The organism is Flavobacterium faecale (assembly GCF_048320115.1).
GTDB classification, from domain to species: domain Bacteria; phylum Bacteroidota; class Bacteroidia; order Flavobacteriales; family Flavobacteriaceae; genus Flavobacterium; species Flavobacterium faecale_A.
In genome coordinates, this window is sequence record NZ_CP182943.1 from 262,171 (window position 1) to 279,756 (window position 17,586).

The 17,586-nt window shown below is 30.6% G+C and carries 10 protein-coding genes and 1 tRNA gene; 3 read left to right on the plus strand and 8 right to left on the minus strand.

The features are described 5' to 3' along the window. The first annotated feature begins 54 nt into the window (after positions 1-54). The gene (locus ACNH59_RS01130; RefSeq protein WP_418263622.1) at positions 55-615 is read left to right on the plus strand and encodes a YqgE/AlgH family protein; all 561 of its coding nucleotides are present in this window, start codon (positions 55-57) and stop codon (positions 613-615) included. An 89-nt stretch (positions 616-704) separates the two neighbouring features. Here the strand turns inward: ACNH59_RS01130 and ACNH59_RS01135 are convergent, their stop codons facing one another. Continuing rightward, on the minus strand, positions 705-1,541 hold the full coding sequence (locus ACNH59_RS01135) for an aminotransferase class IV (RefSeq protein WP_418263623.1): 837 nt from the start codon (positions 1,539-1,541) through the stop codon (positions 705-707). A gap of 55 nt (positions 1,542-1,596) precedes the next feature. Beyond that, positions 1,597-1,989: an START-like domain-containing protein gene (locus ACNH59_RS01140; protein WP_418263624.1), complete on the minus strand. Its 393-nt coding sequence runs from the start codon at positions 1,987-1,989 to the stop codon at positions 1,597-1,599. A gap of 151 nt (positions 1,990-2,140) precedes the next feature. On the opposite strand from ACNH59_RS01140, the gene ACNH59_RS01145 reads away from it, so the two are divergent. Continuing rightward, a tRNA-Met gene (locus ACNH59_RS01145) sits at positions 2,141-2,214 on the plus strand. A gap of 382 nt (positions 2,215-2,596) precedes the next feature. Here the strand turns inward: ACNH59_RS01145 and ACNH59_RS01150 are convergent. Next, positions 2,597-4,297, minus strand: a complete 1,701-nt coding sequence (locus tag ACNH59_RS01150; protein ID WP_418263625.1) for a sulfatase — start codon at positions 4,295-4,297, stop codon at positions 2,597-2,599. A gap of 33 nt (positions 4,298-4,330) precedes the next feature. Continuing rightward, positions 4,331-6,439 carry a DUF5722 domain-containing protein gene (locus ACNH59_RS01155; RefSeq protein ID WP_418263626.1) on the minus strand — a complete coding sequence of 703 codons (2,109 nt, stop codon included), beginning with the start codon at positions 6,437-6,439 and terminating at the stop codon, positions 4,331-4,333. Positions 6,440-6,704: 265 nt separating this feature from the next. Between ACNH59_RS01155 and ACNH59_RS01160 the strand changes: the two genes are divergently transcribed. Further along, complete coding sequence (locus tag ACNH59_RS01160) at positions 6,705-8,372, plus strand: hypothetical protein (protein ID WP_418263627.1); 1,668 nt, start codon at positions 6,705-6,707, stop codon at positions 8,370-8,372. Between the two features lie 59 nt (positions 8,373-8,431). Here ACNH59_RS01160 and ACNH59_RS01165 read toward each other — a convergent pair whose 3' ends face one another. From ACNH59_RS01165 to ACNH59_RS01180, 4 genes are all read right to left on the minus strand, one after another. Further along, positions 8,432-12,670 (minus strand): hybrid sensor histidine kinase/response regulator transcription factor, encoded by a 4,239-nt coding sequence (locus ACNH59_RS01165; protein WP_418263628.1) that lies wholly within the window; start codon positions 12,668-12,670, stop codon positions 8,432-8,434. A 353-nt stretch (positions 12,671-13,023) separates the two neighbouring features. Continuing rightward, positions 13,024-14,070, minus strand: a complete 1,047-nt coding sequence (locus ACNH59_RS01170) for a GntR family transcriptional regulator (RefSeq protein ID WP_418263629.1) — start codon at positions 14,068-14,070, stop codon at positions 13,024-13,026. Between the two features lie 635 nt (positions 14,071-14,705). After that, on the minus strand, positions 14,706-15,890 hold the full coding sequence (locus ACNH59_RS01175; protein ID WP_418263630.1) for a carboxypeptidase-like regulatory domain-containing protein: 1,185 nt from the start codon (positions 15,888-15,890) through the stop codon (positions 14,706-14,708). A gap of 143 nt (positions 15,891-16,033) precedes the next feature. After that, entirely contained in the window at positions 16,034-17,569 is a 1,536-nt protein-coding gene (locus ACNH59_RS01180) for a sulfatase (RefSeq protein WP_418263631.1), read from the minus strand. Positions 17,570-17,586 lie beyond the last annotated feature (17 nt).

Consider the following 17,586-nt stretch of genomic DNA (forward strand, 5'->3'; position numbering starts at 1 on the left):
AATTTGGTTTTTTTTTATTTTTTTTCTTAAATTTAATAAAAAAATTACAGTATCATGATTTCAGAAAAATTAATAAAAGGACAACTACTTATATCTGAGCCTTCTATAATTGGAGATTTATCATTCAATAGGTCTGTAATTTTATTAGCAGACCATGACAAAGAAGGATCAGTAGGTTTTATCATCAATAAACCACTGAAGTACACTATTAACGATCTTATTCCAGAAATTGAATCCAAATTCAGAATATATAACGGAGGTCCTGTTGAACAAGACAACCTCTATTTTATACACAATGTACCTGAATTAATTCCGAATAGCGTTGAAATTTCAAACGGAATATACTGGGGTGGCGATTTTGAATCCACCAAAGACCTTATCAACAGCGGAACGATATCAAAAGACAACATTCGTTTCTTCTTAGGTTATTCTGGCTGGCATGAAAACCAACTGGAAAATGAGATGAACGCTAATTCTTGGATTGTAACAAACAATATATATAAAAATAAAATTATCGGGAAGTCCCCGACTCATTTTTGGAAAGATCAAATTAAAGAATTAGGTGGCGACTATCTTATCTGGTCCAACACTCCCGAAAATCCTTATTTGAATTAAATCCTTATTAGAAATACTAAAAAAGGGGAAACAACAATTACTTTTGTTGTTTCCCCTTTTTTTATTGCTCATCAAAAACTACAAATTACTTAAAGTGCTATTTGTTCGTTCAAAAGTTCCACCAGTTGACAGGACACTTTCGTTTGAAAACTTTTCTTTCTGTACTTTGTAATAGGTTGCACCCCTTTTATCACATTGGTAATAAATAATTCATCCGCTTTTTGTAGATCAAAAGGAGAAATAACCGCTTCTACAACTTCTAAATTTTCTATTTTTTTTGCCAAAGCCAAAATTTGTTTTCGCATAACCCCATTCAAACATCCTTCAGACACAGGAGGCGTAATCAATTTAGTCCCCAATACCATAAAAACATTCCCTTGGATAGCTTCTACCACATTTTTACTGTCATTAAGCAGCAAACAGTTGTCCAAACCATTTTCTGAAGCATAAATACTTGCAGCGGTATTCAACAAGCGGTTCGTTGATTTGATAGAAGACAGCAGCTGTTTTGTAATATAAAAATCTTTAAACAAGTCTACTTCATACACATTAGTATCAAATAAATATTCATTAACTTCCAGTGCAGTACCATGAACCAAAAATGAGACGGTATTCTTTTTTGGTAAATAATAACCTCCGTCGTTTCTATACACAGTAATCCTTACACGCGCAGCTTCAGAAATATTATTTGCTTTAACTACTAAAAGAAGCTGTTCTTCAAAATATTCCATGGTAAAATTCATTGGAATTTCCATTCTCACCACTCGCATGGACGCCATCAATCTAAAGTAATGGTCTTCTAAAAAAAGAATTACACCTTTTCTAATTTTTACTGTTTCAAAAACAGCGTCACCATATAAGAAACCTCTATTTTGCGTCAATATATTAGCCTCTTCAGCCAAGATTGTTCCGTTAAAATTAATCATAAAAAAAGCCCTGAATTTTGTTCAGGGCAAATATATGTTTTAATATACTATTATACTAGACAGAACCCAGTAGATGTTTTAAATCTGATATTTGATTTTCCCATAATAATTTTGCTTCATCAACCTCATCAGCATCCGCAAAGTCAACTACCATCAACGACACATCCTTAGTCAATTCATCCACAAGAATATGTAGTTCAAAAAACAAATCCGTGTCCTTATTATTTGAATCCACCCATTTGAATTTCACCTTCTCACCCGATTTCTTAGAAGCCAACCTAGCCTTTTCCTCTGAATCATTCCAAATAAAGGTAAAGAACTCTCCACGCGAATTTACATTATCCGCAAACCATTCTGACAAACCAGAAGGAGTCGAAATATATTGATACAATAACTGAGGAGAAGAGGTTATAGGAAACTCGATTTCGTAGCGTACTTTTTGATCCATGAGGCTTATTATTTTTTTTCGAATATATACAATATAAACTCATTAAAAAAACGTTTTTAAAAATATTTTTTTTTCTTCAAATAATGCTTGTTTGCTTTAATAAAAGTTTTATATTTGCACCCGCAATCAAGAACAGTTGTTCACTGCATTTGGCGAGGTAGCTCAGTTGGTTAGAGCGCAGGATTCATAACCCTGAGGTCACGGGTTCAACTCCCGTCTTCGCTACTAGACAGGAGAAATGATTTTTATAATCGTTTCTCCTTCTTTTATTGCCACATAACTCATTGTTTATCTGAAAGATACGATAAGCAACAACATTCATTCGAGTGGTTCGATACGTCTTTCCATCAAATTCTGAATATGCAAATAAAACCTGCACATTAAGGTAAGCTATATTTTTGTAATTAATTAGAATTTTTCTGGATTTCTGTGATGGCTAAGTTAGCCATAGCCATAAACCTTCCACCTTATTAATCAGTAGTGTTTATTAAGAATTCCATACTAACTGCCAGTTACTATTAAATCATAAAATAATCACATGACCGTACAAAAAAAATGACCTTGAAAATTATCAATCCAAGGTCATTTTTTTATTAAAAGTTTCAGTTTATAGTTGATTCTTATAAGCAGAAAACATATCTATAAATGGTACATCTCTAGATTCCTTTTTAGGGTTATATTTTTCGTTTACTGTTGGCCAGTAACGTTTGTCAATATTTACCTGTAACCAGCTCATTAATTTGTGAAACAAAGCCGTTTTGAGCTTAGGATTTTCATTTGCTAAATTGTGTTTTTCAAAAGGATCTTTTTCTATGTTATATAAATACAATCTACCATACCAATCAAAAATAAGCTTATAATCGCCGTCACGAATAGCAGAATGAGGTGTGAGAGCAAATGGCTCATAAGGACTATTGTAAATCACATTAAAAGGATAATGCCAGTAATGCGTAGTTTTTTTATAACTTTTATTCTTATTGTTTACATCAGAAAGCATAGCAATTAAACTTTCGCCATCAAGATCATTCTTCTTAACTATTTCTTTAGAATGATAACCACCCGCCTCTAAAAGTGATGGATAAATATCCGTACAATCTACAGGTACATCAACCCATTTACCAGCTTGAACTTTTCCTTTCCATCTAAAAACTAAAGGCACTCTAATTCCCCCCTCTGTCACACAGGCTTTTCCTCCTAGAAATGGAGCATTATTTGTACCGTCTCCTTTTGGTGTAATTTTAGAATCTATCCCGCCATTATCTGACATGAATACTACTAATGTATTTTCTTCAATATCTAACTCTTTTAGTTTATCTAAAATAGCTCCAACAGAACGATCTAAACTTTTAATCATCGAAGCGTAAACGGGATTTTTATGGCCATTCCATCCTTTGGTTTTCTTACCATCAAAATGAGTTACTTCATCTTCTTTTCCTTGATACGGTGAATGAATGGCAAAATGTGAAAAATATAAGAAAAAAGGCTTGTCTTTTATTTTTGCTCTTTCATCGATGTATTGTAAGGCTTGCACTGTAAGATCATCTGTTAAATAATCTTGGTTGGTTGGTTTTCCTGATGATCCAATTTCCAGTGCATCAGGAGATACTTTTGGATACATTTTATTCGTTCTATCATTCCATGCATTTTTCCAATTGTAGTAAGCAGAACCACCCGCATCAAACCATGCCAAAGGTTCAAAACCCTGATCTTTGGGTTGATACCCTTTGGCTCCAAAACCACCTAAATGCCACTTCCCTATAAAAGCTGAATGATAATCTGTTAAAGCTTCTGCTATAGAAAGTTCATCTTTACCTTGATCATACTTTGTGCCTGCAGGAACACCTGCATTTGAAATCCCATTTACAAGTGCCTGCTCGATTTTTATATCATCACTATGCTCAAAAATATCGTTTGCATAATACCCTTTTGGCACTTCTTGATTCTGATTATAATAGGTTTGTCTTGGTGGCAAAGCAGTTGTAAAACCAATTCTTCCTGCATACTTTCCAGTCAAAAGACTTGCGCGTGTTGGCGAACATAATTGATTCGCATACGCTTGTGAAAAAGAAACTCCCTCATTAACTAATTTATCAATATTAGGAGTTTCATAAAACATTACTGAAGGATTTGCTCCTGTATACTTATTTGCATAAGCTTGACTGTCCATTATCCCAAAATCATCAGCTAGGATAAAAATAATGTTGGGACGTGAAGTTGTTTTAACATCCTTTTTTTTATCAATTTCAGACTTACAGGCTAGCAATAATAACCCCGCAAGGCAAAACACACCATTTTTTATAATTTTCATGAATCTTATTTTTAATATGAATTAGTTTGTTTTTTATTTACTAATATTAACCTTATGCTTTATTTCATCCCAACTATCAATACCTATCATTTCTTTATATTGATCATAAACTTCATCTTCTTTTTCAGTGCCAAAAGCCTGATATACTTTCCAAACAGGCTTAATTCCCCCAGGGTTTTCTTTGTCGTCAGGAAAACGTCTTAGACCAATTCGAAGACCACCTTCTTTACGATTATCTTGCCAATTATGATATTGAAAACCATCAATACCGTCCAAAAATTTCAGCTTTTTCATAGCATAAGCCATTCCAGCAGCTTGTTCGTTTAAGTCTTTCTCACTATAAGTTGGGGAATTTGTACCGTTTTCGGACAGGTAAACTAGTCGTTTTGTTTTACCTTTAAACAGTACTTCGGGTTGTTTTACCCAAGCATCTAAAACTTCTAAATTCTTAAAAGTTATTAGTTGTGTATCGAAATCGAAACTTACTTTTTTATCAAGCCAAGTCTTTGGTTCACGCAGTGATTCTGGATAAGGATGTTGTGCAATCGCCCATTCAAAATCTCCTTCTGCTCTCGAGTATTGTAATAATTGCTCCAACAGTTCTTTTGAATGATAAAAATGTGGATTGGAGGTCCAATTCCAATAATGCGTCAGTGTAATAAACACTTTCGAATTAGAATTGTACTGTCTAGCAATGTTGTGAGACATACGCATTGATTTATGATAGATATCCATGAATACCAATGCTGTTTTTTTTCCAGCATTCGTCCAAACCCATCCGGCATCAACTTCATTATGGATAATCCAGTGATGAATGCGTCCGTATTTTTTGTCAGGCCTCATATAACGATTTGCTAAAAAATCTAATACTGCAGCATAATACCGTACCCCTTCTGGAGTTGTCAAATTAGGCATCGTGTAAATTCCTGAAGGATCACAATCAGGATGTTCTAGAATTTTCCCGATATTTTTGTCTAAAGATTTAGATGCTTTGTCTACCAATAATATGGCTGATACCTCAATATTTCTTTCAGAGGTACTTAGAAAGGTTTTGTCTTGGCGATCGATTTCATTTTTATCTACATAATACGTTTCTCCCATATATTCAAAGGGCATATTTTTAGGCGAAGGTCCTGAACGAAAAAACCTGTTTATCATAATATTGACGGTTACACTCGTTATTCCTAAACTATCTAAATCTGTGTAAGGCGCTTTCCCGTTCACACTATAGCCTCCCAAACCTTTTTTAGTAGCAGGCTTTTCATAAGGATAATTATATTTTGGAACGATGGAATCAGTATATCTTGCATGTGAAACTCCTTTATATTGCAATCCTTCTTTTTCGACAATCATCCACTTTGACAACAAGCGGTCTTGATTATATCCGTGGCGTTTTATATATCGATTCAACTCAATATTAAATACATTTTTTTTAGATTTTATAGGTTCTAAAAATTCAAAGTTTTTAAGTTCCGTACCATTTTCATAAACACCTACTTCAGCAATGTATAGATTTTTACCTTTTGAAACTTTCCCTTCTAAACTCACTTTATCATCTTTAACTAAAACATTAGAAATTTGATTTGGAAAATCTTTATTTAGATAGGCTTTAATATTATTCTCAAGGAGCAATTCCTGTTGTTTCTTTGCTTTTTTATTAGCTAGGATTTCCAATTCTCTTGGAGTCATTGTTCTAAGTTCAAGATTTCTAAATTGAATATTTAATGCAGGAGCTGTTCCAAAATCCATTCTCAAATAATCACCAGCTTTCCCCCATTTACCTACATACTCACTAAGATCAATTCTCATTTGAACCCAACCTTCGGTGCTACCTATATCTCCAACCATGACACTTCTAACTTGCTCACCTAAAGGATAGAAATAGATTTCAATATGATCTAAACCCGTTGGACAGAAATACTCAAAGGAAAGTTGATTATTTTCTTTTTTAAAGTTAGCGGACAAAGGGTTTAAAAACAAATAAGGGTCCGATCCTATTGTTTTAATATCATAAGTTTTATTTTCTAAAACTCGCAATTCTATTTGGTTGTATTTTTTAGTATTAACATCCAAAGAGGTTACACTATTTTGAGCCATAAGACCTACGGTCCATATTAAAAAAAAGAAAAAGTACTTAATCATAAGACTATAATATTGAGGTTTATCTTGCGTAAAATTACGATACCATTATTTATAAACCGTCCTGCTGAATATGGTCTGCAAACAGAAAGTGCAAGATAGTTTTCTAAATATTTATAAATACTTTGGTCGTTTGATTAGAAGTCTTGCAAAATAACGATATCTAAAAAAGTTTACAGTAATGGAGCAACAAAATTAAAAAACCAAGAATACAAATAAAAAGATCTAAATGAGCAATCTAATAATTTTTTATATCAGGAGGGTAAATATGAAAACACTATTAAAACTACTAGGCATTATCATTTCAATATCTGTAAATGGGCAAGGAATTGACAAATCATTATATGCTTTTGATTTCAAAATGGAGCAACTACCTATTCCTCAACGTACCAAATTATTTGCTGATCTAGGCTATAGCGGCACAACCTTCGCCGTAAAAACAGATGACCAAAGAGAAAAATTAAATGAGTATCTAAAAACTGAAGAATTCATCTCTGGAAAATTATCGATACCCGTTGTTTATTTTCCGTATGATTTCTCTAAAAATAATGATACTGAAAATAAATTATGGCGTAAAACATTAGAATCTTTGCCCAAAGAAACTGCTTTATGGGTTATTATACTAAAAGAAAATACTACCAAGGAAAAAACAGTAGCCCTTTTAAAAAACATGTCCCAAGAAGCTCAAAAGCTTAATAAGGATGTTGTTATTTACCCACACGACAATTGTTTTATTGAATCGGCTGAAGAAGCAATTCCTTACATCAAAGAGATAAATGAGCCCAATTTATATTTAACATTACACCTGTGTCATGAATTACGTCATGGTAATGGAAATCGTCTTCTAGAAGTGGCTATAAAAGCAGCACCTTATTTAAAATTTGCTTCTATCTCAGGTTCTAATACCACTATGATTGCAAATGATAAAGCGAATTGGTCTGATGCTATTCAACCATTAGATAAAGGGGACTATGATGTTTCAAACTTTGTTGCGGTTTTGCAAAAGATAAAATTTAAAGAAAAAACCATTTTACACACATTTGGAATTGAAGATGAGCCAAGAGACCATCTATCACGTTCTATCACAAAATGGCGTACTATAGTAGATTCAACTTATAAAGCTCAAAATAACAACCTGAATCTTATTCTAGATAATCCAGAAAATGCATATTGGGACAGTATATCAAAAACATGGTTTATTTCAAATTTAGGTGGTGAAAAAGTAACACTTGAAAAAGATGGTTATGGATGGATAACACGCTTGGATGAAAACGGAAAGGTTCTCACCAATCGTTGGATAGAAGGCTTAGACGCACCTACAGGAATGGCATCCTATCAAAACTTTTTATATGTCGCGGATAGAGGTGTTTTGGTTGAAATCGATATTGCAAAAAGAACTATTGTTAGAAAAATAGATTTACCTAATTCTGAATTTATAAATGATGTTGCAGCTACTCCAAATGGAGATATTTATGTATCTGATACTTTTACAAATAGTATTTACAAACTTCCAAAAAATAAGGGAGTTGAACTATTTATTAAAAACGAAGCTTTAGAATACCCAAATGGCTTATGGATAGATGGAAAAGATATAATTGTTGCTACTTGGGGGCCAATGACCAATCGTGCTACATTTGAAACAAGTAGAAAAGGCACATTAATGAAAGTCAATTTAAAAACTAAAGCAATAAATCCTATTGGCAAAGGATTACCAATTGCAAACCTTGATGGTGTTGTAAAATATGGCAACTTTTATTACGCTACTGATTGGACAGGCGGCAGATTGTTAAAAATCAGTAAGTATGGACATGTAGAGGAAGTAATTTCAGGGTTTTCTCAATTTGCTGATTTAGGTATAAACTTAAAAAAAGGTGTTATTATGATTCCCGAAATGAGTAAAAACCGTTTTATATTATACAACTTAAAATCACAATAATCAAAAAAAGTCAAACAGTAGCAATCTAAAATTTGCTACTATTTTACTTTTTGTAAAAACTACTCTTTAAAAGATTTAAGGTATTCGCTTGGCGTTTTTCCAAATTGCTTTTTAAAACAGGTTCTAAAATATTTAGGATCCGAAAAACCAACCATAAAAACCACTTCAGTAATTGAATATCTACCTGATATAATAAGACTAGCGGCATGCTTTATTCTAATTATTCTAATAAACTCAGAAGTTGATTCTCCAGTAATAGATTTTATTTTGTTAAAAAGTACCGATCTACTCATTCCGACGTCTAATGAAAACTTTTCAACTGAATATTCTGGATTATCCATATTTTTATTAATAATTTCAATTGTTTTCTCCAAAAATTCTTTATCTAATTTGTTAGAAAGTTCTTTCCATGTAGAAGAGCTCGGTTTTGTTTTGAATTTTTCAGCCCATTGCTGTTTGGTTTTTAAAATATTCCTAACTCTTAGTTTTAACAATTCTACATTGAATGGTTTTAAAACAAACTCGTCAGCCCCAGTTTCCAAACCTTCTTTTTCATTTTCAATACCTGCTTTGGCTGTGAGTATTATCACTGGGATATGGCTTGTGGTCATATCGTTTTTGATTTTTTTACACATTTCAATACCATTCAACTTAGGCATCATTAAATCTGAAATAATCAGATCTGGTCCCATTTCTAAAGCGGTACTGAGCCCCTCTTCACCGTTATTAGCTGTTAATACGTTATAGTAATTTTGAAAGTATCCAAATAAATACTCTCTTAGATCTTTATTATCTTCTACGATTAAAATAGTCTGTATTTCTTTCTTATGTTTTACTGTTTTAACAATATTTGATGACTCAGAAAGAATATCTTTAAAGTCTTTTATTTCATTTTTAATAAAACTAAAATTATACTGTTTTGGTTGATTTTCAAGAATAGAATCTTCTTCATATACCTTTTTAGAAATTGGAATTGAAATAGTAAAAGTAGTCCCCTTTTCAATAGTACTTTGAATATCAATATTTCCTTTGTGAATTTCAACAAGTCGTTTTGTATAGGCTAATCCTAAACCAGAACCAGCTTGTATTGCATTACTTTCTTTTTTTACTTGATAAAACCTTTCAAAAACACTTACAATATCTTCTTTATCAATTCCAATTCCCTCATCAACTACCTTGATAATAGCATATTCAGTATTCCCCTTAGTTTCTGTTTCAAGAATTAATTCGATTTTTTTGTAAGAGGGCGTGAATTTAAAAGCGTTAGACAATAAATTATAGACTATCTTTTCAATTTTGTCATTATCAAACCATGCATCAACATTATTTTCACCTTTTACAAAAGCAAAACTCACATTTCTTTCTATAGCAATTTCTTCAAAGGCATGATGAATTTCTTCTAAAAAATCAACCAAATTACCATGTTCAACGATTAAATTTATATTACTCGATTCCGCTTTTCTGAACTCAAGTAATTGATTTATCAATCGTAATAAACGTGTTGAATTCTTATACATAATTGAGTTTAAACGCTGTAGGTATTTAGCATCCGTACTCCCTTTCATAATTTGTTCAAGAGGCCCGATAATAAGTGTTAATGGCGTTCTTAATTCATGTGAAATATTTGTAAAAAAACTCAATTTCATTTGATTAATTTCTTCTGACTTTTGATATAACTCACTTTCTAATTTAAGTTGGTTTTTCAAATTAATTTGGCTCAAACGAACTTTAAAAACCGCATAAATAATAACCAATAAAATGCCTATAAAAAACAGAATAGCAACTGTTGTTAAGTACCAAGGTGGTGTAATTGTAATCTTAATTTCTTTGGGAACATCACTCCAGATACCAGCACTATTAGAGCCGTAAACCTTAAAAGTATAATCACCTGGCGGTACATTCGTGTAGGATGCAAACTTACGTTCCAATCCTATTGAAGTTTGTTGTTTATCTTCAAACCCCTCTAGTATAAATTTATACCTATTTTTTGGTGGATTTGAAAAATGCATACTAGAAAATACAAACTCGAAAGAATTCAAGTTGTATGGCAATACAATTTTATCTGTCTGATTTATAGCATTATTTAGTATCACTCGGCCATCAATTTCTTGATTAACAACAACAGATTCGTTAAAAAGTTTAAAATCTGTAATAGCTAAATGGGGCTTATGGGTGTTAACTGTTACGTTATTGGGCTGAAAAAATGTAAAACCATTGATTCCACCACATAACATCAATCCAGATGAAGTAAACTCCATAGCATTACCCATAAATTGCCCTACATTAAAACCATCTTTCTTTTCAAAATATATTATATTCCCATTACTAGGATTTAACTTAGATATTTCTCTTATATGCATTAACCAAATATTTCCTTGAAAATCTTCCCGTATTTGAGAAATAACATCATTTGGCAAACCATTTTCAACAGTATAATGAGTGAATTTCACTTTACCTTTATCAGTATAAGTAATTCTATTTAATCCTCCACCATACGTACTAACATATAAATCACCATTTTTAGCTTGAAAAATATCTAATATATGGTTATTACTTAAAGAGTTTCTATCTTTTATATTGTTGTAAAACTTTTCAAATATTGTAACTCCATTTGGAGAACGTCTTAATTTATTGAGTCCATTTATAGTACCTATCCATAAAGCACCTTGATTATCTTCAACAATATCAGTTATATTATTATTTGATAAACTCTTAGAATCCTTATCTGAAGCACTATATTTAACTGTATTATAGGAGTTATTAAGTTTATCGAAAGCTATTTTTACTAAACCTTTTTCCCAGGCTCCAAACCAAATATTCCCGTTTCTATCTTCTTCTATTGCAAAAACACGGTTTTTAGAAAAACTACCTAAGTTATCTTTAATTTTAAATGCTTTAAGAGCTTCGTTATATTCAATTTTATATAAACCATTCAAAGCTCCAACCCAAATATTTCCTTCTCTATCACAAATCAATCTTTTCACTTCTGGAATTTGAAATATTTTTTCTTCATCCTTTCGACTAACGGAGTAATTGAATACAACAGGTGATTTTAATTTACTTTTTAAGTTATCTTTAAGCACATTTTTATCCAAGGCTACAATCCTACCTTCTCGAGTTCCTAACCAAAAATCACCTTTTTTGTCCTCACACATTGATACAATAGGAGAACTGAAAAACTCGGTAAATTCTTTGGGATTTAAATATTCATTTGAGTTGTAAAAAGTATGACTATCTAAATCCATTTTATACAAACCAAAATCCAAAGTACACAACCATAAAACATTTGAATTATCAATTAATATTTTTCGAATATCTAGGTTCCCTAATATATCTTTTAGTTGATTATTTCTAAACAAATTATTTATCTCTCCAGATTCAATATCATAATTTAAAAGTACTTTATTTCCTGAAATCCATATCCTCCCTCTATTATCACTACACATGTTAAGAACTCGTTGTTCCTTTGATTGATTATCACTGATACTTGAACTTAAAAGTATCTTTTTAGTTTCTATTACCTTTAAATTATTATTCAATTTAACTTTCAATAATTCAAGGTTGCTATTAATAATCCAAATAGTGTTTTTTGGGTATTCTAAAACATTTAGTATAGTACTACCATCAGTTAATATTGGTTCTTCAAAATCTGTAGCATTAACAATTATTTTGGGTTTTCCATCTACTTTCGTAATATCTAATTGGTGTAATTTAACCTTTCCTGATGGAGTTAAAAACCAATATTTCCCATTTAAAGAAGGGATTACATGCTCAATATTCAAATCTATATCCTTATGCTTTTTTACTAAAAAATCATATTTCAATTTTCCTAAAGCATCAATTTCAAAAAGTTTTATTCCTCTAATGTCATTGATAAAGAAAACCCCAGATTTAGCTTGATGAACACTTGTTTTGCTAGAATATTTTGGGTCTTGATCACTTTTAAAATAAACATCAACTTTACCTGTATTGGGGTTTATTCTATTTAAACCTAAGGCTGTCCCAACCCATATACACCCCTCTTTGTCCTCATATAATTTATAAATAACATTACTACTTAATCCATTCCCTTTTAATGTATAATTATAATACTTCATTAGGTACCCATCATATTTATTTACCCCGTTGAGAGTACCAAACCATAAGTACCCATTTTTATCTTGAATTATACTTGTGACTGAGTTATGAGACAATCCTTCTTCACCAGCAATTTTATTCAAACGCCATTGTGAAAACATTGATAAACTTAATATCAAAAAGAAACTAACAAAAAAACATTTCCTTATATCTATGATCATTTGGATAAGTAAAATTAGAATTGAAATATATTATTTTAAGGTTATAACTAAATATTAAATATACCTTTTATTTTTAAACTTTTAACCAAATTATTTCCTTTTAAGGACTTGGAAATTTCATTAAAATGAATACTTACAAAACAAAAAACAGCAGTAAACCTGAGCTTACTACTGCCTAAAAATTGTAATTATATTTTTTTTAACTCTGGAACACTTTTTCAAGACAAGACAGAAACTCATTTATCAAAAAATTCTAAAAATAAGCAATTGAAAAACTAGTAATAAAGAATTATATATTGAAACTAAAAATCATAATTGAAATAAGTCCTTTTAATTCACACTGTATGGGATCGTTATACTGAATCTCTATCAATAAAATTAAAAGGTACTTTAAATTTCCCTTGTTCCTTGTTTAAAATCATATTAGCTGGTTTTTCACCCATAATATTAAAATCTGTGGATACAACTGAAATCCCTAAAATATCCTTAAAAGGGGTATCATTATAAGAGATAACACCAATATCTTGTCCTAATTCATACTCGTTTTCCCTCATTTGCTTAACAAAATTAATCAAATCAAACTCTTCAATAATTATAAACAAATCCCCTTTCTTCATAACCATATCATCATATATCTGGTCTAAAATTTCAAAATCGAATTGAAATTCAGCACAAAACTTCCCTATACCATGCAAAATTTTCTTAGGGAAAGGATAAACTGATCGTTTAGGAAATACAACTATAATCTTTTTATACTTAGATAATTTATGAAGTCCTTCTTTTAATGCATTATAAACGTCATTTTCAAAATCCTGGTATATTGAAATGATTTGATTCCGTTCTATATCTAATGAATTATCCATTAAAATAAGTTTATTATCAGGTATTTTTTTCAATGCCTGAGTGACCATTTCAGTATTACTAGTATGTTCAAATTTATCTGTTTTAAAATGAGGCATAATTACATAGTAATCATACGATGATTTATGTTTGTCTAATAAATTCAAAAATAAAGATTCATCACAATGATAAATATGCAAATCTACATGAGCGTTAGCTCCCATAGCTTCTACAAAAGAATTAAAAACTGTCATCTTATAAGAACTTAATTTATTTATTAGAAATAAAACATTAATCTTAGAGATTAGCTTTGTTCTTGCTATGTAAAACCCTTTACCTCTTATAGATGAAATTACGTTACGTTCTTTTAAAGTATTATATGCCTTTTCGACCGTATCCCTGGACACATATAATTCCTCACTGAAGCTATTTATAGATGGGATTTTTTGATCCATTATTAAATTTCCAATGGATATATTATGAATTATTGATTTTACTATTTGTTGATATTTAGACTCCCTTGAATCTTCATCAATTGTAATTAAGTTTGCTAACTCCATAATCTTAAATTTAAAGTGTTAAAAAAACTAAATAAATTCACCACTACTTATATACATATTGAATGTATTTATAAACGATTTCTCTATTATTCATAACGATTGGATATGAAAAATAATTATCTATGTTTTTTTTCTAATGATTTAAATCAAAATTATCAAGTTTTATCCCAAAACTTAGGGGGATATGTTTTTTATACAAGGTGATATGTATTACCCAAATACCTGAATAGCAAGAAAATAATACTTTTATTAATAATTTATGAAGAAAAAACAAACTAAATATCAGTTGGAGTTTTGAAACAACCTTTTTTAGTTATTTTTATGAAATACATTCTATGTTTTAGACATTTATTCCTGAATTATTTTGTCTTAACCATTACAGTATTACAACTAGAATGAATTATTAATAAAGTTAGAATAAGTACTTAAAATGAATAAGTGAAATACACTAAGTAGCTTTATTTTTATCATTTAGATAAGTAAATACAAAAAAATAAAATACTTGGATATCCAAATAAAAAGCATGAAAATTCACATTAAGAATATGTTTCTAATTTTCAATAAACCCTATTTTATTATAAAAATAATGGGGTGTAATTATTAAAGAATTACACCCCAAACAAAATTTCTGATATTTATTTATTTACAGCATTAAATTGAGTTTCTAATGGTACTCCATAAATAGATTCTAATTCTTTGACACTTTTTTTATAAAATGCAGTCTCTGGAGGCAAACTAGTATTTTCCCAAAAAGACTTATTATATTTCACATCATAGTCTCCAATATCTTTCTTATCATATATTAGATTTTTTATATCAAATTTTTTCTTATCAGATTCAACACTTAAAACGATTACTTCTTGTCTATAAGCACATTCTACTTTAGGAGTCTTCAAATTAAGAATTTTTCTTTTTTGATCATCAATTGTTTCCACAAAATGAGCCTCTCTATTGTGATAACTTAAAACTAATTTTCCATTGTTATCTTTTTTATAGATATAAACGGCATTCAACCTCGATAATTCCATCTTATAAATTCCATAGGTATAGATTCCAATATAAAGTTTTATACGATTTTTTTCATCGTCCTTTTCAGTGCCTTCTATAATTACAAGCTCTTCACCATCGTATGATGTATTATCAACCTTTTTCCACTTATATGATTTCAATGAAATCCCTTGTCGGATTGGGTCAACTTGAGTCATTACATTTACCGAGTGTGCTGGTTGTTTTCTAAAAACATATCTGTAATCTGCAGATTTTCTTGCCTCAGTAATTTCTATCCCGCTCAGGGTTGTAGCACTTGGTCCGTAATCAAATACTTTAAGATAATGTTCTACAAGAAATCGTGTTTTACCGTTTTCAACAGAAGACCTTCTGTATAACATATTAATTTGATGCTTAGAACTCAAGGTGGTCTTTTTAAGATTCTTTAAAGCATTCTTTACAATACTATTTGGAGAAACTATTTTTACCTCAGCTAATGAAACTATATCTTCTTTTAGAATAATATTTTTTTCTTTTCTATTTAAGTAATCTTCAACTTTTATTTTAAAAGTTTTAAATCCTATACTAGATATTTCTAATGTATCTACTAAATTACTTTTATCTAGTCCTATAAAAAAACCTCCATCATCATTACTTGCAGTACCAATGTTTTTTTTTGGAATTCCAACAGAGGCATAGGGTATTGTCATTTTAGTTTCATCAAAGACGACTCCCTTTAATTGAATTTCTTTTTTTTGCTGAGCATAAGTAGAACTATTGCAAATAAACATTAGTCCTAGTATCAACAAAAACACTATTTTATTTTTTTTCATTATGCTATCTTTTTAAGTTGCATTAAGTTATTTAGCCATGACATAAACGTTTTTAAACTATTTTATATAAACTCAACTTTGCTCTAGTTCTATAAAATTATTCTATCCCTTGACTATTTTTAAAATTTTAAATTTTAGAGGTATTAATTAATTTCCATTTTTTTGACCCCTTTATAACCTCCTTTTTGGATACCTACATTTTCTGGAGCATACTTTGCGGGATCAAATAGCGTATTCGGAACAGGAACTACAGCATTCGACTCTTTTATGTTATCTTCTATAATTTGATCAAGTTCAGTTATTTTACTAGGATAAACATCTGAAAGATCATTATGTTCACCAATATCCCATTTCAAATTATAAAGAAGATAATCATGTTTAAAATCTTTACCTTGATGGAAAAGACGAATTAATTTCCAATCTCCCAAATGAACAGAAATCGATGCCGGTAACCAATCAGGAACCATTGGTTGATGTGGAAAATACGTAACAATTCCATTACTTCTTTTAATCTTTTCACCTTTGAATGTTGCTGTGATATCTATACCATCAACAATATGATCTTTAGGCTTTGAAATATTTGCTACTTTTAAAAGGGTAGGATAAAAATCTGTAGATTGAATTATTTCGTCAGATCTTGTACCTGGAATTGTCATTTTAGGATACGAAATTATGGTTGGCACTCTAATTCCTCCTTCAAACATCGTCGCTTTCCCTCCACGTAAAGGTTTGTTACTTGTTGGAGGAGCTATATACTTTTCTCCTGAAGGCAATATATCAGTAATACCATCGTACATATTTCCACCATTATCACTTGTGAAAACAATAATTGTATTATCTGCAATTCCTAATCTATCGATCTCATCTAATAATCGTCCTACTGCTTGGTCCATAGAATGTACCATAGCGGCATAGGTTGATGAATGTTGCGGATCTGTTAAATCTACTTTTGTACTATAATATTTTTTTAAACCTTCCTTTGCATCAAAAGGCGCATGAACAGAGAATTGCCAATAATTCATGTAAAATGGTTTCGATTTATCTACATTTCGCAACCAAGAAACAGCTTCATCCGCCATTCTATCTTCTATATGCTCATTAACAAACTTTTCTTTAAAATCTTTAAATTTCCAAGGCGCTACAAAACTCCCTGCAGGACCTGGCCCTGGCCAATGCGGAATATCAACATCAAAACCATGTTGAAGTGGGGAATATGGTTCTGCTCCCAAATGCCACTTTCCAAAATGAGCTGTTGAATAACCTGCTTTTTTAAATTGCTTCACTAATGTTGGAAGTTCATTATTCAAACGGGTAACAGATACCAGATTTACAGATTTATTCGATTTATTTGGATTTTTCTCAAGTACTGGTTTCAGAATTACTTCACCTAAATGAGCTGTTGGAGCAGTAACTCCCGTTCTCAAAGGAGTTTGTCCTGTCAAAATACTTGCTCTTGTTGGTGAACACAAAGGACTTGCGGAATAGGCATGTGTATAAGTGATACCTCTTGCCGCTAATCTTTCTAAATTTGGTGTTTCGTACAATTTAGTTTTCCCATAAAGTGTCACATCACTCCAACCTAAATCATCTGCTAAAATAAAAATGACATTAGGTTTGTCTTGTGAATAAACACTTGCCATTAAAAAAAATATAGAAAGTAAAAAAAAACTTTTTTTCATTATTTAATTTTTTAAGA

What these genes read in the sequence shown, in the direction of transcription:
- ACNH59_RS01150 (WP_418263625.1), bottom strand. Translation starts at nt 4,297, where the DNA reads ATGAAAATTATAAAAAATGGTGTGTTTTGCCTTGCGGGGTTATTATTG.
- ACNH59_RS01155 (WP_418263626.1), bottom strand. Translation starts at nt 6,439, where the DNA reads ATGATTAAGTACTTTTTCTTTTTTTTAATATGGACCGTAGGTCTTATG.
- ACNH59_RS01175 (WP_418263630.1), bottom strand. Translation starts at nt 15,890, where the DNA reads ATGAAAAAAAATAAAATAGTGTTTTTGTTGATACTAGGACTAATGTTT.
- ACNH59_RS01140 (WP_418263624.1), bottom strand. Translation starts at nt 1,989, where the DNA reads ATGGATCAAAAAGTACGCTACGAAATCGAGTTTCCTATAACCTCTTCT.
- ACNH59_RS01165 (WP_418263628.1), bottom strand. Translation starts at nt 12,670, where the DNA reads ATGATCATAGATATAAGGAAATGTTTTTTTGTTAGTTTCTTTTTGATA.
- ACNH59_RS01160 (WP_418263627.1), top strand. Translation starts at nt 6,705, where the DNA reads ATGAAAACACTATTAAAACTACTAGGCATTATCATTTCAATATCTGTA.
- ACNH59_RS01170 (WP_418263629.1), bottom strand. Translation starts at nt 14,070, where the DNA reads ATGGAGTTAGCAAACTTAATTACAATTGATGAAGATTCAAGGGAGTCT.
- ACNH59_RS01130 (WP_418263622.1), top strand. Translation starts at nt 55, where the DNA reads ATGATTTCAGAAAAATTAATAAAAGGACAACTACTTATATCTGAGCCT.
- ACNH59_RS01135 (WP_418263623.1), bottom strand. Translation starts at nt 1,541, where the DNA reads ATGATTAATTTTAACGGAACAATCTTGGCTGAAGAGGCTAATATATTG.
- ACNH59_RS01180 (WP_418263631.1), bottom strand. Translation starts at nt 17,569, where the DNA reads ATGAAAAAAAGTTTTTTTTTACTTTCTATATTTTTTTTAATGGCAAGT.